At 56.0% G+C, this 18,452-nt stretch carries 18 protein-coding genes and 1 other annotated feature; of the genes, 8 read left to right on the top strand and 10 right to left on the bottom strand.

What is annotated here, in order from left to right; translation table 11 throughout:
• The first annotated feature begins 86 nt into the window (after positions 1 to 86).
• Positions 87 to 371: an integration host factor subunit beta gene (gene ihfB / locus EH206_RS12930; RefSeq protein ID WP_009113215.1), complete on the top strand. Its 285-nt coding sequence runs from the start codon at positions 87 to 89 to the stop codon at positions 369 to 371.
• A gap of 100 nt (positions 372 to 471) precedes the next feature.
• Here ihfB and hisIE read toward each other — a convergent pair whose 3' ends face one another.
• From hisIE to hisG, 8 genes are read right to left on the bottom strand one after another with little or no spacing between them, the layout of a single operon-like run.
• Positions 472 to 1,086, bottom strand: coding sequence for a bifunctional phosphoribosyl-AMP cyclohydrolase/phosphoribosyl-ATP diphosphatase HisIE (gene hisIE / locus EH206_RS12925; RefSeq protein ID WP_009113214.1), 615 nt, complete (start codon positions 1,084 to 1,086; stop codon positions 472 to 474).
• On the bottom strand, positions 1,080 to 1,856 hold the full coding sequence (gene hisF, locus EH206_RS12920; protein ID WP_009113213.1) for an imidazole glycerol phosphate synthase subunit HisF: 777 nt from the start codon (positions 1,854 to 1,856) through the stop codon (positions 1,080 to 1,082). The genes hisIE and hisF overlap by 7 nt, the downstream gene beginning before the upstream one ends.
• Positions 1,838 to 2,575 (bottom strand): 1-(5-phosphoribosyl)-5-[(5-phosphoribosylamino)methylideneamino]imidazole-4-carboxamide isomerase, encoded by a 738-nt coding sequence (gene hisA / locus EH206_RS12915; RefSeq protein WP_009113212.1) that lies wholly within the window; start codon positions 2,573 to 2,575, stop codon positions 1,838 to 1,840. Before hisA ends, hisF begins: the two co-directional genes overlap by 19 nt.
• Positions 2,576 to 2,581: 6 nt before the next feature.
• Positions 2,582 to 3,172, bottom strand: coding sequence for an imidazole glycerol phosphate synthase subunit HisH (gene hisH, locus EH206_RS12910; RefSeq protein ID WP_009113211.1), 591 nt, complete (start codon positions 3,170 to 3,172; stop codon positions 2,582 to 2,584).
• Positions 3,172 to 4,239, bottom strand: a complete 1,068-nt coding sequence (gene hisB / locus EH206_RS12905) for a bifunctional histidinol-phosphatase/imidazoleglycerol-phosphate dehydratase HisB (RefSeq protein WP_009113210.1) — start codon at positions 4,237 to 4,239, stop codon at positions 3,172 to 3,174. Before hisB ends, hisH begins: the two co-directional genes overlap by 1 nt.
• A 15-nt stretch (positions 4,240 to 4,254) precedes the next feature.
• On the bottom strand, positions 4,255 to 5,325 hold the full coding sequence (gene hisC / locus EH206_RS12900) for a histidinol-phosphate transaminase (protein WP_009113209.1): 1,071 nt from the start codon (positions 5,323 to 5,325) through the stop codon (positions 4,255 to 4,257).
• Positions 5,322 to 6,647: a histidinol dehydrogenase gene (gene hisD, locus EH206_RS12895; RefSeq protein WP_009113208.1), complete on the bottom strand. Its 1,326-nt coding sequence runs from the start codon at positions 6,645 to 6,647 to the stop codon at positions 5,322 to 5,324. The genes hisC and hisD overlap by 4 nt, the downstream gene beginning before the upstream one ends.
• Before the next feature lie 5 nt (positions 6,648 to 6,652).
• Positions 6,653 to 7,552: an ATP phosphoribosyltransferase gene (gene hisG / locus EH206_RS12890; RefSeq protein WP_009113207.1), complete on the bottom strand. Its 900-nt coding sequence runs from the start codon at positions 7,550 to 7,552 to the stop codon at positions 6,653 to 6,655.
• A gap of 48 nt (positions 7,553 to 7,600) precedes the next feature.
• Positions 7,601 to 7,722 (bottom strand) — a sequence feature (His leader region).
• Positions 7,723 to 7,915: 193 nt separating this feature from the next.
• On the opposite strand from hisG, the gene EH206_RS12880 reads away from it, so the two are divergent.
• Positions 7,916 to 8,743: an SDR family oxidoreductase gene (locus EH206_RS12880; protein WP_009113206.1), complete on the top strand. Its 828-nt coding sequence runs from the start codon at positions 7,916 to 7,918 to the stop codon at positions 8,741 to 8,743.
• A 76-nt stretch (positions 8,744 to 8,819) separates the two neighbouring features.
• Here the strand turns inward: EH206_RS12880 and EH206_RS12875 are convergent, their stop codons facing one another.
• The gene (locus tag EH206_RS12875; RefSeq protein ID WP_009113205.1) at positions 8,820 to 10,727 is read right to left on the bottom strand and encodes a methyl-accepting chemotaxis protein; all 1,908 of its coding nucleotides are present in this window, start codon (positions 10,725 to 10,727) and stop codon (positions 8,820 to 8,822) included.
• Between the two features lie 500 nt (positions 10,728 to 11,227).
• Here EH206_RS12875 and EH206_RS12870 point away from each other — a divergent pair, with 500 nt between their 5' ends.
• A complete protein-coding gene (locus tag EH206_RS12870) occupies positions 11,228 to 11,974 on the top strand; it encodes a flagellar brake protein (RefSeq protein WP_009113204.1) in 747 nt (248 codons plus the stop codon).
• Between the two features lie 513 nt (positions 11,975 to 12,487).
• Here the strand turns inward: EH206_RS12870 and sbcB are convergent.
• Positions 12,488 to 13,915 carry an exodeoxyribonuclease I gene (sbcB, locus tag EH206_RS12865; protein ID WP_009113203.1) on the bottom strand — a complete coding sequence of 476 codons (1,428 nt, stop codon included), beginning with the start codon at positions 13,913 to 13,915 and terminating at the stop codon, positions 12,488 to 12,490.
• 251 nt (positions 13,916 to 14,166) lie between these two features.
• Here sbcB and EH206_RS12860 point away from each other — a divergent pair, with 251 nt between their 5' ends.
• From EH206_RS12860 to tmaR, 5 genes are all read left to right on the top strand, one after another.
• Positions 14,167 to 15,120, top strand: coding sequence for a siderophore ABC transporter substrate-binding protein (locus EH206_RS12860; RefSeq protein WP_198008352.1), 954 nt, complete (start codon positions 14,167 to 14,169; stop codon positions 15,118 to 15,120).
• A 21-nt stretch (positions 15,121 to 15,141) separates the two neighbouring features.
• Complete coding sequence (locus tag EH206_RS12855; protein WP_009113201.1) at positions 15,142 to 16,101, top strand: ABC transporter permease; 960 nt, start codon at positions 15,142 to 15,144, stop codon at positions 16,099 to 16,101.
• Complete coding sequence (locus EH206_RS12850; protein ID WP_009113200.1) at positions 16,091 to 17,095, top strand: iron chelate uptake ABC transporter family permease subunit; 1,005 nt, start codon at positions 16,091 to 16,093, stop codon at positions 17,093 to 17,095. The genes EH206_RS12855 and EH206_RS12850 overlap by 11 nt, the downstream gene beginning before the upstream one ends.
• The gene (locus EH206_RS12845; RefSeq protein WP_009113199.1) at positions 17,092 to 17,850 is read left to right on the top strand and encodes an iron ABC transporter ATP-binding protein; all 759 of its coding nucleotides are present in this window, start codon (positions 17,092 to 17,094) and stop codon (positions 17,848 to 17,850) included. Before EH206_RS12850 ends, EH206_RS12845 begins: the two co-directional genes overlap by 4 nt.
• A 98-nt stretch (positions 17,851 to 17,948) precedes the next feature.
• Positions 17,949 to 18,266 (top strand): PTS system regulator TmaR, encoded by a 318-nt coding sequence (tmaR, locus tag EH206_RS12840; RefSeq protein ID WP_009113198.1) that lies wholly within the window; start codon positions 17,949 to 17,951, stop codon positions 18,264 to 18,266.
• Positions 18,267 to 18,452 lie beyond the last annotated feature (186 nt).

The raw sequence follows: 18,452 nt of genomic DNA, 5'->3' as shown, positions 1-18,452 counted from the left end.
CGGCGGAGCGGGCGACACGGGTTGCCCGCTCTTGAAACGGTAGTAAGTTATGGTGATTATTTAGCTAATCGCCACTTGGAGGAACCATGACCAAGTCTGAACTTATTGAAAGACTTGCTGGACAGCAATCTCATATTCCGGCCAAAACGGTTGAGGATGCAGTTAAAGAGATGCTCGAGCAGATGGCCACTACGTTGGCCGAAGGCGATCGTATCGAGATCCGTGGGTTCGGCAGTTTTTCTCTTCACTACCGTGCACCGCGCGTCGGCCGTAATCCGAAAACGGGTGAAAAAGTCGAGTTGGAAGGCAAGTATGTCCCTCACTTCAAACCGGGTAAGGAACTGCGCGATCGTGCCAATATTTACGGGTAAATCACTGCCCTGATAGTATGTGGCGTCTGACGATATTACTTGCAATAGATTGTTAAATAAGCATTTTAAAACGGCACCGGAAACGGTGCCGTTTTTTTGCTTATTTATTATGGCGTTCTTTTAAGCGATTGATGACGGTCGCCATATCCAAATCCTGATCCTGCAACAGCACCAACAGGTGGTACATCAGGTCGGCGGCTTCGTTGGTCAACTCTTCCCGGTCGTGCACGGTGGCCGCCAGCGCGGTTTCCAGACCCTCTTCGCCCACTTTCTGCGCAATGCGCTTGGTGCCGCTGGCATATAACCGGGCGGTGTAGGAACTGGCGGGATCGGCGTTTTTTCGCGCGCTCAGCAACTGTTCCAACTGGTAGAGAAATTGCCAGTCGCTGGCGGCGGGGGAAAAGCAACTGCTGCTGCCCAGGTGACAGGTCGGCCCGATCGGATTGGCCAGAACCAGCAGCGTGTCGTTATCGCAGTCCGGCGTAATGGATACCACATGGAGAAAGTTGCCGGAGGATTCGCCCTTGGTCCACAAACGCTGTTTGGTGCGGGAAAAAAACGTCACCTTACCGCTCTCTTCGGTGGCCAGCAGCGCGTCCTGATTCATATAGCCCAACATCAGGACTTCGCCGGAAACCGCATGTTGTACCACCACAGGCAGCAGACCGTCGGTTTTTTTCCAATCCAGTCGGTTTTTTTGTTCGTCGCTTAACACACTCGAATCTCCACGCCTTGTTGCTTAAGATAGTTTTTCAGTTCACCAATATTGATGATCTGCTTATGAAATACCGACGCCGCCAGCGCGCCGTCAACCGCGGCGTCCTGGAAAGCGGCCAGAAAATGCGCCATGGTGCCGGCGCCGCCGGAGGCAATCAGCGGCACATGGCAGACTTCCCGCACCAGTTTCAGCTGATGTAAATCGTAACCGTTGCGCACGCCGTCCTGATTCATCATATTCAAGACGATTTCGCCGGCGCCGCGTTTTTGTACTTCTTCCACCCACTCCAGCGTTTCCCAGGTGGTGACCTTGGTGCGCGTTTCATCGCCGGTGTATTGATTGACGTGATAACGGCCGGTTGCCGCATCGTGCCAGGTATCAATCCCGACGACGATGCACTGCACGCCGTAACGGTCGGCCAGACGGGTAATCAACTGCGGATCGGCCAGCGCCGGGGAATTGATGGAAATTTTATCCGCGCCGAAAGAGAGGATCTGCCCGGCTTCCTCCACGCTTTTGATGCCGCCGGCCACGCAGAAAGGAATGTCGATCACCTCGGCCACGCGGGATACCCAGCTCTTGTCGACCACGCGGCCGTCCGATGACGCGGTGATATCGTAAAATACCAGTTCATCGGCGCCTTCTTGGGCGTAACGCTGCGCCAGAGGAACGATATCGCCGATAATTTCATGGTTGCGGAACTGTACGCCTTTGACCACCTGCCCGTCACGCACGTCCAGACAGGGAATTATCCGTTTTGCCAGCATGAAATGGCCTCCGCTACGTTGAATTTACCTTCCAGCAGCGCCCGCCCGACGATCACGCCCTGTACGCCGCTGCCGCGCAAATTGGCGATATCGGCCAGATTGCCGATGCCGCCGGAAGCCTGAAAGGCGACCTGCGGGTAGCGCCGGCTGATTTCGCGGTAAAGCTCCACGTTGGAGCCGCTCAGGGTGCCGTCGCGCGAAATATCGGTGCACAGCACGTGTTTCAGACCGAAGGGCAGATAGCGTTCGACGATTTGCTCCAGCGTCGATTCCGAGTTCTCCTGCCAGCCGCTGATCGCCACCCGTTTAACGCCGGCGGCGTCAATACGCACATCCAGCGCCAGCACCAGCGCTTCCGCGCCGTAGCGGGTGAACCATTGCTGCACCAGCTCCGGCTGTTTTACCGCGGTGGAGCCGATAACCACGCGGCGCGCGCCGGCGTTGAGCAGCGCCTCCACGTCCTGCTCGCTGCGGATGCCGCCGCCGACCTGAACCGGCACGCTCACGCCGGACAGCAGCGTTTTCAGCAGCGGGATTTGACGGGCGGACGGATCTTTGGCGCCGGTCAGATCGACCAGATGCAATACCTGCGCCCCCTGTTGCTGGTAGTCCTGCAGCCGGGGCAGGGGATCGCTGCCGTACTGACGCTGCTGACCATAATCGCCCTGATGCAAACGGACCACCTGTCCGTCTATCAGATCCAATGCGGGAATAATCATGACGATCTACATCTCCAGAAAGTTTTTCAGCAACTGCGCCCCGGCGGCGCCGGAACGTTCAGGGTGAAACTGCACGCCGAAGAAATTGTCTTTCTCCAGCGCGGCGGTGAAGGGGTCGCCGTAGTTGGCCTGCGCGATGGTGTGCGGACACACCGGCATGGCGTAGCTGTGGACAAAGTAGAAGTAGGCGTTTTCCGCGATATCGCGGAACAGGCGGTGTCCGGCCTGCGCTATCACCTGGTTCCAGCCCATATGAGGCAGGGGCAAACCCTGGTCCTTCATCAGCTTCACCGGCGCATCGACAATGCCCAGCGTGGCGATGCCGCCGTTTTCATCGCTGGCGGTGCCGAGCAGCTGCATCCCGAGGCAGATACCCAGCACCGGCTGGGTACAGGCTTTAATCAGGTCGATCAGCTCGCGTTCGGCCAGTTGATTCATGGCCGCCTGCGCGGTGCCGACGCCGGGTAAAAATAGCTTGTCGGCGTGCAGGACCACCTCGGCCTCCCGGCTGACCACGGGCTGGTAGCCTAGGCGCCGTACGGCGTAATCGACCGAAGAGAGGTTGGCGCAGCCGGTATCCAGAATAACGACCTTCATTACAACACCCCTTTTGAACTCGGCAGCGTATCGCCCTCAACCCTGATCGCCTGACGCAGCGCCCGGCCGAAGGCCTTGAACAGGCTTTCGACGCGATGGTGGTCGTTGCGCCCCTTGGTTTTCAGGTGCAGCGTGCAGCCCATGGCGTAGGAGAGCGAGCGGAAGAAGTGTTCGACCATTTCGGTGCTCAGATCGCCCACGCGCTGATAGCTGAATTCGGCCTTGTATTCCAGATGCGGCCGCCCGGAAATATCCAGCGCGCAGCGCGCCAGACACTCATCCATCGGCAGCACGAAGCCGAAACGGCCGATGCCGCGTTTATCGCCCAGCGCCTTGCTGAGCGCTTCGCCCAGCGCCAGCCCGGTATCTTCCACCGTGTGGTGATCGTCGATATACAGGTCGCCTTTCACCTCTATTTTCAGGCGGAAACCGCCGTGGGTGGCGATCTGATCCAGCATGTGGTCGAAAAAGCCGACGCCGGTATTGATTTTGCTGCCGCCTTCCTGATCCAGCCAGACGTTAACGTCAATGGCCGTTTCGCGCGTGACGCGGTTGACGTGGGCGTGGCGGTTGCGTTTGGTGAGCTGGTCGGCGATGGCGCGCCAGTTCAGGCCGTCGCGCTGATAGCGCAGGCCGCCGATGCCCATGTTTTCCGCCAGCTGTAAATCGGTTTCCCGATCGCCGATCACATAGCTGTGGGCAACGTCTATGGCGCCGTCGTTCAGATACGCCGTCACCAGCGCCGTTTTCGGCTTGCGGCAGGCGCACTGGTCGGCCGGAAGATGCGGACAGATCAGCACGTCCGCAAAGCGAATGCCCTGGGAGGTGAAAATCTGCATCATCAGGTTATGCGGCGGATCGAAGGTTTCCTGCGGAAAGCTGGCGGTGCCGAGGCCGTCCTGATTGGTGATCATCACCAGTTTGAAGCCCGCCTTTTGCAACGCCAGCAGGGAGGGGATCACGTCCGGCTCCAGCGCCAGCTTATCCAACCGGTCAACCTGAAAATCTTCGGGCGGCTCGGCAATCAATGTTCCGTCACGGTCGATAAAGAGATATTTCTGGCTCACATTGGCTCCTTGAGATTAAGCGTTGATTCCGGGTAATGACCGTAATGCTTCGATAACGCGTTCGCATTCATCGCGGTTGCCGATGGTGATGCGTAAGCAGCCGGACAATCCGGGCTGCTTATTCTGATCGCGCAGGATAATGCCTTGATCCCACAGCGTCTTGAATACCTGGCTGGAAGCGGTAAAACGCACCAGCAGATAGTTGCTTTCGCTGGGGAATACGCTTTCCACGCAGGCCAGCGGCGCTAGGCGTTCGGCCAGCCAGCGGCGGTTTTCCACCACCTCGGCCACGTTGCGGCGCATTTTCGCCACTCCCTGCGCGCTCAACGCCTGCGCGGCGATATCGGCCACCGGCAGGGAGAGCGGATAAGGGGCGATCACTTTCAGCAATAGCGCAATCACGTCCGCGTTGGCCAGGGTAAAGCCGCAGCGCAGGCCGGCCAGCGCATAGGCCTTCGACAGGGTGCGCAGGATGACCAGGTGCGGGTAGTCCGCCAGCCAGCCGACGGTCGACGCCTGCGGGCAGAATTCGATATAGGCTTCGTCCACTACCACCAGCGCCTTGCCTTGGGTCAGCGCCAGCAGACGGCGCAGGTCGTCCTGGTTCACCAGATTGCCGGTCGGGTTATTGGGGCTGCACACATACACCAGCTTTACGCCATCCAGTTGGCTCTCGATAGAGGCCATATCCAGCTGCCAGTCGTCGGTGCTTTGCGCGGTGCGGCGCTCCACGCCGAAGGTTTCGGCGCTGACCGCGTACATGCCGTAGGTGGGCGGACAGAACAGAATGGCGTCCTTTCCCGGTTCGCAGAACGCGCGGATCAGCAGTTCGATCCCTTCGTCCGCCCCGCGGCTGACCAGCACCTGGTCGGTGGTTAACCCCGCGTAGTCGGCATAGCGCTCAATCACCTGTTTCGGCTGGCACTCCGGGTAGCGGTTCAGCGTCTGGAGGGTCAACTGGTATTCGGGGGCCTGAGGAAACTCGTTGGCATTGAGCCACACATCGCCGTTGCCGCCCAGGCGGCGCGCCGACTGATAGGGCGTCAGGGCGCGCACGTTGCCGCGCGCCAGTTGTTCAATGCTCATGCTTGCTCCTTTAGGGCGGCGACACGCAGGGTGACGGCATTTTTGTGGGCGGTAAGCCGTTCGGCCTGAGCCAGGGTTTCGATGGTCGGCGCCAGCTGCAACAGGCCCTGCGGCGTCAGCTGCTGTACCGTCATCCGCTTCTGGAAGTCGGCCAGCCCCAGGCTGGAGTAGGTCGCCGTATAGCCGTAGGTGGGCAGCACATGGTTGGTGCCGGAGGCGTAATCGCCGGCGGATTCCGGCGACCAGTCGCCGAGAAATACCGAACCGGCGCTGGTGATGGCGTCGACCCATTTTTCCGCATCGCGCGTCTGGATAATCAGGTGCTCCGGGCCGTACTGGTTGCTGATTTCAACGCACTGCGCCAGATCGCGCGCCACGATAACCCGGCTGGAAGAGAGCGCCTGCCGGGCGATCTCCGCCCGTGAAAGCTGGGCGAGCTGTTGCTCCACCGCCTCGGCGACGGCTTTGGCCAGCGCGGCGTCGGGCGTCAGCAGGATAACCTGCGAGTCGGGACCGTGCTCCGCCTGCGACAGCAGATCGGCGGCGACGAACGCCGGAGTGGCGCCGCCGTCGGCGATCACCAGCACTTCGGACGGCCCGGCGGGCATATCAATCGCGGCGCCGGCCAACTGCTGGCTGACCTGACGCTTCGCCTCGGTGACGTAGGCGTTGCCGGGGCCGAAAATTTTATCGACCTTGGGGATGCTTTCGCTGCCGAACGCCATGGCGGCAATCGCCTGAGCGCCCCCCAGTTGGAACACCTCGCTGATGCCGCACAGCTGCGCGGCATAGAGAATTTCATCGGCGATGGGCGGCGGCGAGCACAGCACCACGCGTCGGCAACCGGCGATGCGCGCGGGGGTGCCCAGCATCAGCACGGTTGACGGCAGCGGCGCCGAACCGCCGGGGATATATAATCCGACGGTGGCGATCGGCCGGGTCAACTGCTGGCAGCGTACGCCGGGCTGGGTTTCAACATCGACCACGGGTAATTTCTGCGCATTGTGAAAGGTTTCAATATTGCGCACCGCAATCGCCATCGCCTGCTTGACCTCGTCGTCAAGGCGCTCGGTCGCGGCGGCAATCTGCGCTTCGCTAATGCGGATGGTATCGACCTGAACGTTATCAAAGCGGGCGCTGTATTCGCGCAGGGCGCCGTCGCCGCGGCTTTTTACGTTGCGCAGAATCTCTTCCACGATGCCGGCGATGCGCTCTGACGCCGAGATCGCCGGGCGGGTCAGCAGTTGGCGCCGCTCTTCGGCGGAGCAGCCTTGCCAGTCGATAATGGTATTGAAGTTGCTAATTGCGTTGCTGTCGGCCATCGCTATCACTCCATCATTTTTTCAATCGGCAACACCAGAATGGAGCTGGCGCCGAGCGACTTCAGGTTTTCCATGGTTTCCCAGAACAGGGTTTCGCTGCTGACCATATGCATGGCCACCCGGCTCTGATCGCCCGCCAGCGGCAGAATGGTCGGACGTTCCGCGCCCGGCAGCAGGGCGATAACCTCATCCAGACGTTCGCTGGGCGCGTGCAGCATAATATATTTTGACTCACGCGCCTGAATCACGCCCTGCATGCGGGTAAGTAATTTATCGATCAGCAACTGCTTGTCGGCGGGCATTTCTCCGTCGCGCTGAATCAGACAGGCTTTGGAGCGGTAAATGACTTCTACTTCGCGCAGGCCGTTGGCTTCCAGCGTCGCGCCGGTGGAAACCAGATCGCAAATCGCGTCGGCCAGCCCGGCGCGGGGCGCCACTTCCACGGAACCGTTCAACAGGCAGGATTTGAAATTGATATTTTGTTTATCGAGATATTGCTTGAGCAGGTGAGGGTAGGAGGTGGCGATACGTTTCTCTTGCAGACACTGCGGGCCGGTATACTCTTCATCCAGCGGCATCGCCAGCGAGAGGCGACAGCCGCCGAAGTCCAGACGGCGCAGGGTGAAATAGCGCGGGTCTTCCCCTTGCGCCCGGCGATTGAGGAGTTCTTCCTCCAGTACGTTTTCACCGATGATGCCCAGATCGACGACCCCGTCCATCACCAGCCCCGGAATATCGTCATCACGCACGCGCAGAATGTCGATGGGCATATTTTCCGCAAAGGCGATAAGACGCTGTTGCTGCAAATTGATTTTAATACCGCAACGTGCCAGCAGTTCGCGCGAATCGTCACTCAAGCGGCCTGACTTCTGCATTGCTATCCGTAAACGTGTTTTGTCCAGCATGGAAACCTCATTACCTGTCAAATTAATAACTACTTTTAAAAAGCGGGATAAAAAAAACCCTCGGAAGTCGATCTTCCGAGGGCTCTCTTTAAGTTCTGCGCCACTGGAAGATCTGAACGTCTTCCAGCACCAATCGCCTGAAAGACTAGTCAGGGTGATGGTGATGATGGTGGTTAAACAGAACGCTTGTCATAAAATATCTCTGGATTGTGTCAATATATTTACCGTCAGGCGGATAACCTAAACCATGTGCGGGTATTTGTGCAACACTTTTTTAGCGGATGAGGGACGATTGGCTATGCGCAATGTCTCAGATCACAGGCGGCGGGGTAATTTTGCGGCGGAACAGCGGGGGAGTCGAAAATGAAAAAAGTGGCCATTATCGGGCTGGGGTGGTTAGGTATGCCGCTGGCATGGGCGCTGAACGGTCATGGCTATCAGGTCGTCGGCAGCAAAACCACCGTCGACGGCGTTGAAGCCGCCCGGCTGAGCGGTATTGAATGTTATCAGCTCAGGCTTACCCCCGAACTGGAATGCGACGCCGATAAGCTAAAGGCCTTGTTGCAGATTGACGCGCTGGTGATTACGCTGCCGGCGAGCCGCACCGCGCAGGGTGGGGAGAGCTATGCCCGGGCGGTGCAGACGTTGGTCAACACGGCGCGGGTGTTTAAGGTGCCGCGGATTATTTTCACCAGCTCGACCTCCGTCTATGGCGATAGCGCCGGCACCGTACGGGAAAACTCGCCGCTGCGGCCGGTATCCGTCGCCGGCAAGGTGCTGGCGTCGCTTGAACAGTGGTTGCAGCATTTACCGGATACCTCGGTGGATATCCTGCGCCTGGCCGGGCTGGTGGGCATCGATCGCCATCCCGGACGTTTTCTGGCCGGGAAAACGGGGCTGAGCGGCGGTTCTCACGGCGTGAACCTGGTGCATCAGGAAGATGTGCTGGAGGCCATCCAGCTATTGCTGAAGCGTCCTCACGGCGGGCATCTGTATAACCTGTGCGCGCCGGGGCATCCCGCCAAACGGCGCTATTATGCCGATCGGGCGCGCCAGCTGGGCCTGACCCCGCCGCAGTTCGTTGCCGGGGAAGAGGATACTTCAGGACGCATCGTCGACGGCCAGCGCATCTGTCGCGAGCTCGGTTTCGACTATCTCTACCCGGACCCGATGCTGATGCCGCTGAATTAGCATCGCCCTGATCCGCTACCGGCGGATAAGGCCAACCGTGCGGGTAAAACGCCCGCACGGTTGGCTCTCCGGCGTATTACGCCTGACCGTGCGGCAGCGCTTTGGGTTGCGCAGGGACGCCGTTCACCGCCAGTTTCGGATCGCGGATTTCATGCTCCGATAAACGAAAGTAGGCGACCATTTTTTCCAACAGGGAGGATTGCTCCTCCAGCGAGTTGGCCGAGATGGAAGACTCCATAACCAGCGCCGCATTCTGTTGCGTGGTGGTATCCAGCTCGCTAATCGCCCTGGCTATTTGCTCAATGCCGCGACTTTGCTCGTCCGATGCGGAGGAGATCTCGCCCATGATGTCGTTCACCCGTGATACCGAGGAGACGATTTGCTGCATGGCCGCACCGGCGTTGGCCGCCAGTTTGCTGCCAATATCTATGCGCGCCACGGACTCGGATATCAGGCCGGCAATCTCTTTCGCCGCCTGGGAGCTGCGCTGAGACAAATTGCGCACTTCGCTGGCGACCACCGCAAACCCGCGCCCCTGCTCGCCGGCCCGCGCCGCTTCCACGGCGGCGTTTAGGGCCAGAATATTGGTCTGGAAAGCGATGCTGTTAATCACGGCGGTGATATCCGCGATTTTATTCGAACTGGCGGAGATATCATTCATGGTGCTGACCACATTCTGCACCACCTCGCCGCCTTTATGGGCGTTTTGCGAGGCTTCCGCCGTTATCTGGCTGGCATGTCTGGCATTGTCGGCGTTGTTTTTTACCGTGGAGGTCAACTCTTCCATACTGGCGGCGGTTTCGACCACTGCGGCTGACTGCTGCTCCGTACGGGATGACAAATCATTATTGCCGATGGCGATTTTGGCGGCTGAATCGGCGACGCTATCCACGCTGTCGCGCACATTACCGATCATGTCGCGCAGTTTTTCATTCATGCGCGCCATGGCCGCCGTCAGTTGCCCTAATTCATCGCGTCGGTCAACCACGATGGAGGCGGTGAGATCGCCGCCGGCGATGCGCTCAGCCAGCGCCAGATTGTGGATGACGGGCCTGGTGATTTGCCGGGTAATAGCGATGGAGGTAATTATGCCGATAATAACGGCTATCAGGCCGATAACGATGGTGATATGGGCGGAATCATTGGCCAGATTGTCATTTTTCGCTTTAACGATATTGATGATGGATTTGATCGCCGCGCTGCTTTTATCTCCCGCGACTTTAACCGCGTCTTCCGCTTTTTTCAGATCGTTGAGCGCCGCGAAATAATCCTCGTTAAGCTTGCGGTAATTGACGGCATAGCTCCACAATCCGTCGGCGGTCGACCTGTCCGCGGGAGAGAGGGTCGGCGCCAGGCGCTGATAAAACTGCGCCGCGCTGTTAAAGCTTTGCGTCAAATCTTTTAACGCCGCCTCGCTTTCTTTAAGCTGCAGTTCGTAGGCGCGATTTTTTATCTCGGCGATTAAAAAAATCAGGTTATCGAGGTTGCTGTCGATATTACCGTCATCTGACGGCAGCGCCGAGCTATTGTCCGGTCGGTGAATGATATTTTGCAGATTATGGCTATTTAGGCTTTCCCGATAGGCGACGGCCTTTTTCATGGCTTCGCCCATCTGGCTAATCGACTGTTGAAATTCATCCAGATGGCGGCCTATATTGTCAACATAGGCCATTTCTTCATCGCTCCAGGAGAGTCGCTGAGCCTGAACGGTTAATTCCGACGCATGCTTGATATAGTTGGACATGACCTTGCGGGACTCTTCATCCGCGGAGTAAAAATATTTCAACCTGTTGATTTTGGCTTGAAAAACCTCAATGTTGATATTGTATATCAGATTGGTTTTTTCATATATCAGGCGAATTGATTCAAATCGGTTAACGCTAAGTGATGATGCGATGACGACCAGCAATAAAATAACGCCGAATCCAATATAAAGCTTATGCGATATTTTAATGTTGCGGAGTCTATTTATTAGGTAATGCATGATTTTCTCCATTAGAAAAACACATTCATGATGAATGATGCCAATATTTTATTAAATTACGACTGAGGTGAGTTATCGGTATGTGTGACGGGAGTTTTAGATTCTTAAATATAAATAATAATATTTTGTGATACGCTTATTACTGTGTTGGGCATGCGCACGGTAAGCGTTGGGCAAATAAACGATAAAATTCGCTATAAACGCTAACGCCGTTTTTTATGCCGATAATTTTATTTCAGCAGGGAAATAAGTTTCCATATAATAAAAAGTCATTAAGCGATTATGGCGCCCTTTGCCGGATGGAGCCGCCCGGCGATAGCGTGCATGATAAACGGCGATCTCGCTGCCCGGAGCTATCCTCAAGCCTGAGCGGAGCGGGCGCCGTTATGCCTGATTCCCTAAAGTTATAGATGATATGTGTCGATACCGTTTGAAGCGATTTGCATCATGTGGTTCATTAGATAAAGGCCTTAATAAGGCTATGGGATGGGGATAAAAGCGTGGATGAAAATTTGAAAGAGCAGTTTGTCAAGCGTAACAAACTGGCTATCTGTGCAACACTGCGTGAGTTAAAGAAAAACGATACCAGCGTCATGGTTCATCATTCTCGCGGCCAGTTCATCAGTAAAATCCTTGATGTGATATCCGACGATGATATTTTCGTATTTGACCTGGGCGGGGTTGAACACGAAAACAGCCGGGCATTGTATGCGGGGAAACTGTCTTTCGTGGCGGAACCGGCGGGGGCTAAAGTGGAGTTTAACGCCGAAATAGCCAGAACCATCGATTTTCAGGGCCTGCCGGCGTTCACTGCGCCCATCCCGCAACAGCTCTATCTGATTCAGCGCAGGACCTATTTCCGCATCAACACGCCGCTTTGGCCGCCGTTGTTGTGCCGCGGCGAATTACCGGACGACACCTGCTTTCAGTTTACCATTAAGGATCTCTCCCTCGGCGGGCTGAGTCTGTATACCGATCGCGATACCACGGGCCTATTGACGGAGGGGGATATCATCCGCGACGTCGAGCTGGATCTCGATGAGTATGGCTTCTTCCGCCTGGACTTGCAGTTTGTCGGTCAGTCAACGATGAAAGACGTCGATAATAAAGGCGAGGTGAGGATCACCCAGCGGCTGAGCTTCAAGTTTCCGGCGCTGTCCGCGGTTCAGGAGCGCGACCTGCAGCAGGTTATTTTCGAGCTGGAACGATTACAGAACGAGAAGAAGAAAAAATTTCAGGACTGGTGATTTTTCATTAAAAACTTTTCCATACGGCAACAGGATAATTTGTAATAAAGCAAATAAAAACAGCATGATAGCCAACAAAATCATTTCCCGGCCGCGCAATATCTTGTCAGATGAAAATGAGTGGTGCAGAATACGCGCCTTGCAAAATAACCGACGTCTTATCGCGTCGGTTATTTTTTTGCATGTATGTTTTCAACCAGAGGCCGGACCGCGCGCCGGAGAGATAAATTGTTTGAGTGCCAGAGAGCACGGTAGAGGAAAGATGGGGCAACTTGATACCAGCACGGCGTCCGGCAAACGTGTCCAGCTAGATAGAAAGCGGAGATAGGCATCTCCGCTTCAGACCATAGACAAAGCTCGTTATTAGGGAGAGCGTGGCGAGGGGCCGTAGCGGCGTAAGCCGCCGGAGCGCCCCTCGGTACGGTAGGCCCGGGTATCGCCGACTTGCAGGCGACTTTGTCAGCAACCGCACGCGGATATAGGCATCTCCGCGTGCGGTTGCCGCAGAGTTCGTTAGCTGGTCAACGCCTGCACGTATGCCAGCAGCGCCTTGATCAGATCGGTTTTTGGTTTATCCCCTTCATAGCGCTGATACAGCGCGTCCAGTTCGGTAACGTATTGCTGCAGGCGTTCGGTGGTAAACACCTCCTGGCGATGCTGCAGCCAGCGTTGCTGTTCGCCGTCGTCCAGCGTGTTGGGGAAATTGCGCGCGCGATAGCGGAACAGCAGCGGCTCCAGACGGTCGTCAACGAATTTAACGTCCAGGGCGGGCAGGTTCTGCGGCGCGGTTTGCTGAATAATCTTCATCGTCATGCGGTCGGCATCGCCGAAAAAGCCGTCGTAAATCCGCAGGTCGACGTCGCTCTCAGCCGCAAAGGCCGGCGACTCGGCGAACAGCGCGACGACTTTCTCGCGGATCTGGCTGTACTGCCGCAGCAGCGCCAGATTGTCCCGGCAACGCTGGCGGTCGATTCCCAGCCGGTCGGCGTCTTCCGGGCGCAGCGTATTGACGGGCGCCAGCACCGGGCACTTATTGATATGCACCAGTTTGATGGGCACCGCGCTTTGCCCGGCGCTTAACCGATCGCGGCGGGTATACAGGCGTTCGCGCAGCGTATCGGCATCCAGCTCCAGCAGCGGCGTCATATCGCCGGCAAGGTCGCACATAATGACGGCGTTGCGGTTATCGGGGTGCCACGCCAGAGGGGCCACCAGACTGGTGTTGCCGCGCGCCGCGCCGAACATGCCGGAGACATGGACCAGCGGCTTCATCTGCGCAATATCAATCAGCGCGTTGACCTTATTCTTGTTGCGCAGTTGGAACAGATAATCAAACAGCCTGGGCTGCGCCTGCTTCAGCAACTGCGCCATGGCGATGGTGGCGTAGACGTCGGACATGGCGTCATGGGCATGCTCATGGGCGATGCCGTTGGCGCGGGTTAAATGCTCAAGCCTGAAGCTGGGCAGTCCCTCATCGTTTTCCGGCCAGACGATGCCCTCCGGGCGCAGCGCATGGCAGGCGCGCAACGCATCCAGCAGATCCCAGCGGGAGTTGCCGTGCTGCCAGCTATAGGCGTAGGGATCATAGAAATTGCGGTAAAAGAGATTACGGCTGACTTCGTCATCGAAACGGATATTGTTATAGCCCATGATGCAGGTGCCGGGCACGCTGAACGCCTCATAGATGCGGCGCGCGAACTCCGCTTCATTCACCCCTTTGGTTGCGGCCAACTGGGGCGTAATGCCGGTAATCAATACCGCTTCGGGTTCCGGCAGATAATCATCCGTCGGCTTGCAATAGATGACCAGCGGGTCGCCGATAATATTGAAGTCCGCATCGGTGCGTACCCCGGCAAACTGCGCGGGCCGATCGCGGGCCGGATGTTTACCGAAAGTCTCATAATCATGAATGAAAAACGTAGGTTGTGTTTTATCGGCCATATTTATATCAAGCTAAATGATTGATCTGAGCGCCAGATTCGGCAAAACAGTTGGGATAGGTCAAGGATAACATTGAATCCCTTTTCTGTGGCGCTTTCCTGATGTGGGTCAAATTCCGGCTAAGCATAATTGCTAGGCATGCGCATTATCCTCGGTTACAATTATTTTTTTGAATGCGAATGATAATTAAGTTCTTTATTGTCTGGGCATTTTGCTCTCGATGATAACCAGCGGAGGAAAAAATAATGCAGGTGAACGTAGCTTGTGCGGTGAAGACTACATTGTTAGCGTCAATACTTGCGCTGTCGGTTTGCCAACAGGCGGTTTCCTCATCGGAGAGCGCCAAAACGATAAGTATCGAGCATGCGCAGGGAACCACTCAGGTGCCTCTGCATCCCAAAAAAGTCATTGTCTTTGATCCTGCCATTCTGGACACCATGGACGCCTTGAAAATCGACATCGCCGGTGTGCCGCAGACCAGTACGCATCTCCCTGATTATTTGGCTAAATATCGGGGCGGCGACTATCTCAACGCCGGCACGTTGTTTGAACCTGATTATGAAGCGCTGAGCAGCGCTCAGCCCGATCTGATCATCGCGGGCGGACGCGCCACCGACGCCTACTCCAAACTGAGCGACATTGCGCCCACTATCTCGCTGAATGTTGATTCCAAACAGTTTATGACCAGTTTTAGCCAGCGTGTGGAACAGCTGGGATCTATCTTCGGCAAGGAAGATGAGGCAAAAAAACAGCTGGCGGAGTTTAAACAGCAGATTGCCCAAACCCGGGAAAAGGCCGCCGGTGCGGGTAGCGCGCTGGTGCTGATGGTATCGGGCGGGAAAATGTCGGCTTACGGTCCGGGATCCCGCTTTGGTTTTATTTTTGACGAGTTGGGATTTAAACAGGCCGCGGAGTTCCCCGCAGCGACCTCCGGGCGACACGGCAATGTGGTAACGTCGGAGTTTTTACTCAGCGTGAATCCTGAGTGGCTGTTTGTACTGGATCGCGACAGCGCTATCGGTCGGACCGGCGCCGGCGCGGAGTCGGCCCGTCAGGTGCTTGATAATCCGTTGATCCATAAAACCAACGCCTGGCAACACCAGCATATCGTTTATCTGGACTCCACCTCGATCTATATTTCATCCGGCTTGCAAAGTTATAAAAATCTGATTGCCGATGTAAATAATGCGTTGGATAAAAAATAGCGTCCGATCGTGGCAGGGACAATGAAACCTCTTTATTTCTCGCTTAGCATTCTTCTGCTGATGGTCATGATCGTTGCCAGCCTCTTTCTGGGGGCTGGCCGCGTGAGCATACAGGCGGTCTGGACCGATCAGTCCATGCGCGATATCTTTTTTATCAGCCGAGTGCCCCGTACGCTGGCATTGCTGCTGGCGGGAAGCGCCATGAGCGTGGCCGGATTGATCATGCAATTGCTGACCCAAAACCGTTTCGTGGAGCCGTCATTGGCCGGAACCACCCAGTCAGCGGGACTCGGCTTGCTGGTCATGATGGTGCTGGCGCCTTCTTCTCCCGTATTTGTCAAAATGATTGTCGCCAGCCTGTTTGCGCTGGGCGGTACGCTATTATTCATGCTGTTGCTGAGACGGGTCGTGCTGAAATCTGCGTTGGTCGTGCCGCTGGTGGGCATTATGCTGGGCGCGGTTATCAGCGCGATCACCACCTTCGGCGCCATGTACTACGATCTGTTGCAGGCGCTTGGCAGTTGGGAGTCCGGGGATTTTTCCGGCGTATTGCAGGGGCGTTATGAATTGCTGTGGCTGGTCGGCTGCCTGACGCTGGCCGCCTGCTGGATCGCCGACCGGTTTACCGTTGCGGGTATGGGGCGTGAATTTTCGGTCAACGTCGGGCTTAACTATCGGCAGGTTATGCTGCTGGGCCTGGCGATCGTGGCGGTTATCAGCGGCGTAGTGGTGGTGGTGGTGGGGGCGTTGCCTTTCCTTGGTCTTATTGTTCCTAATCTTATCAGTATGTTGCTCGGTGATAATGTGCGTAAAACCATTCCGTGGGTTTGTCTGCTGGGTGGGGGCCTGGTCTTACTGTGCGACATCATCGGGCGGGTGATTAGGTATCCTTTTGAGATACCGGTCAGCGTCATTCTGGGGGTTATCGGGGCTATGGTTTTTCTTCTCCTGCTGCTGAGTAAAAAACGCCATGTCAGTTAACAAAGTCAATGCGGTAACGCCGGCCATAACGCAAGCGAAGCCGGGACTATCCCCCCGCTATCGTTTATTGCTGCTTTGCTTGCTGGCGCTGGGGGTGATGGCGATATTCATGACCATCAGTCTCGGCAGTAACCTGCGTTATATTCTGACGCATCGCGGATTGATGCTGGCCACCATGCTGCTGGTGGCGTTTGCCGCCAGCGCTTCGACGGTGCTGTTCCAGACGGTAACCAATAACCGGATTTTGACGCCCTCGATTATGGGGTTCGAAGCGCTGTTCATCCTGATTCAAACCGCCTTGATTTTCGTCTTCGGTCCACAAGGCATCCCCGATTTGGGGGTTCAGGGCAAGTTTTTCCTTGAGGCGCTGCTGATGGTACTGTTTTCCGCCGCGCTTTATCGCTGGCTGTTCACCGGCAATCGTAACAATCTGCACCTGGTTTTATTGGTGGGCATCATCTGCGGCACGCTGTTTCGCAGTATCGCCAACCTGATGCAGCGCTTATTGGATCCCAATGAATTCGCCATTTTACAGGGACGCATGTTTGCCACCTTTACCCGCGCGGCCCCTGAACTGATCGGGCTTTCGGCGGCGATCTCGGCGGTTATCGGCATCGTTATATGGCGCATGCGCTTTCGGTTCGATGTGCTGGCGCTGGGGCGTAATACCGCGATAAACCTGGGTATGGATTACAAACGCAGCGTGACGGTGATTTTGCTTTTAGTCTCTGTATTGGTGGCGATATCGACGGCGTTGGTCGGTCCGTTGACCTTTCTCGGCTTCATGGTGGCCAATCTGGCGTATTTGATCATCGGTTCCAGCCAACATCGCTTTTTGCTGCCGGCGGCGTTTCTGTTGGGCATTATCGCGCTGGTCGGCGGACAGTTGATTCTTGAGCACTTATTGAATATGTCCGGCGCATTGTCCGTGGTCATTGAATTTATCGGTGGTTCACTGTTTATTTTGTTGTTGCTGAGGAAGGTTTCCCTGTGATTGAGATCGGCAATGTAACTAAAACCTACAATAATGTGGCGGTATTAAAAGAGGTGACGGCCACCATTCCCCGCGGGGGCGTTACCTCAATTATCGGCCCTAACGGCGCAGGGAAATCGACGCTTTTATCCATCATCAGTCGTTTATTGCCGGCCGATCGCGGCCGGGTCTGCGTCAACGGCATGGATGTGGCGACCACGCCCAGCGATAAACTGGCGACCTGTCTGTCGGTGCTGCGCCAGGAGAACCAGTTTACCAGCCGGTTAACCGTCGCCGATTTGGTGGGATTCGGCCGCTATCCCTATACCAAAGGGCGCCTGAACGCCGACGATCGTCAACGCATTGAGGCGGCGATGGCGTTTCTCCACCTGACCGAATTCCGGGATCGTTTTCTGGATGAGCTTTCCGGCGGGCAGCGGCAGCGCGCCTATGTGGCGATGGTATTATGCCAGGATACCGAATACGTGCTGCTGGACGAACCGCTGAATAATCTGGATATGAAACATGCGGTGGCGATGATGAAGCAGATCCGCCGCGCCGCGGATGAACTGGGAAAAACCATTGTTCTGGTTATCCACGACATCAATTTCGCCTCCGCCTATTCCGACCATATTATCGCCATGCGCAACGGTCAGATTATCTACAGCGGTAAACCGGAAGAGATCATGGTTCCCGCGATACTGGAAGATATCTTCGATACCGAGGTGGCCATCGAGCAGGTGCGTAATCAACGTATCGCCGTGTATTATCGATAATTAATCTATTCGGAGAAAACCATCTTGTCGCCGATAGCTGCTAACCTGTATGGTTAGCATATAGAGAATTTGTGTTTGACTTAAGTAAGGGTAGAAAAATGGATAAGGATACTAAGCCTTGTTTCCAGGATGTTCTGGAGTTTGTACGCATGTTTCGTCGTAAAAATAAACTGCAACGCGAAATCATTGATAACGAAAAGAAAATTCGTGATAACCAAAAGCGCGTTCTGCTGCTCGACAACCTGAGCGAGTATATCAAGCCCGGCATGACCATTGAGGATATTCAGGGAATTATCGCCAGCATGCGCAGCGATTATGAAGACCGCGTTGATGATTACATCATTAAAAATGCCGACCTGTCGAAAGAGCGTCGCGAATTGTCCAAGAAGCTGAAAGCCATGGGTGAAGTGAAATAACCCATCCCCGCTGGAAAATAGGGATCGCGCCGGCGGTCCCTGGTCGTTTTACCCCCTGAACTTCACTCTTTTATGCTGTTGCCCGCGCCACGCCGGCGAGGCGTTTTATCGCCCAAAGCCGGATAAGCGCCCTATGCCGGATGTAATTTTCTGCAACGGAAAACATTGCCTGCGCGCCCCGTTCCG

The sequence above is a fragment of the Brenneria nigrifluens DSM 30175 = ATCC 13028 genome, assembly GCF_005484965.1.
GTDB classification, from domain to species: domain Bacteria; phylum Pseudomonadota; class Gammaproteobacteria; order Enterobacterales; family Enterobacteriaceae; genus Brenneria; species Brenneria nigrifluens.
The sequence above is the reverse complement of the archived record's forward strand: the minus strand, read 5'-3'. Positions and strand labels throughout refer to the sequence as shown.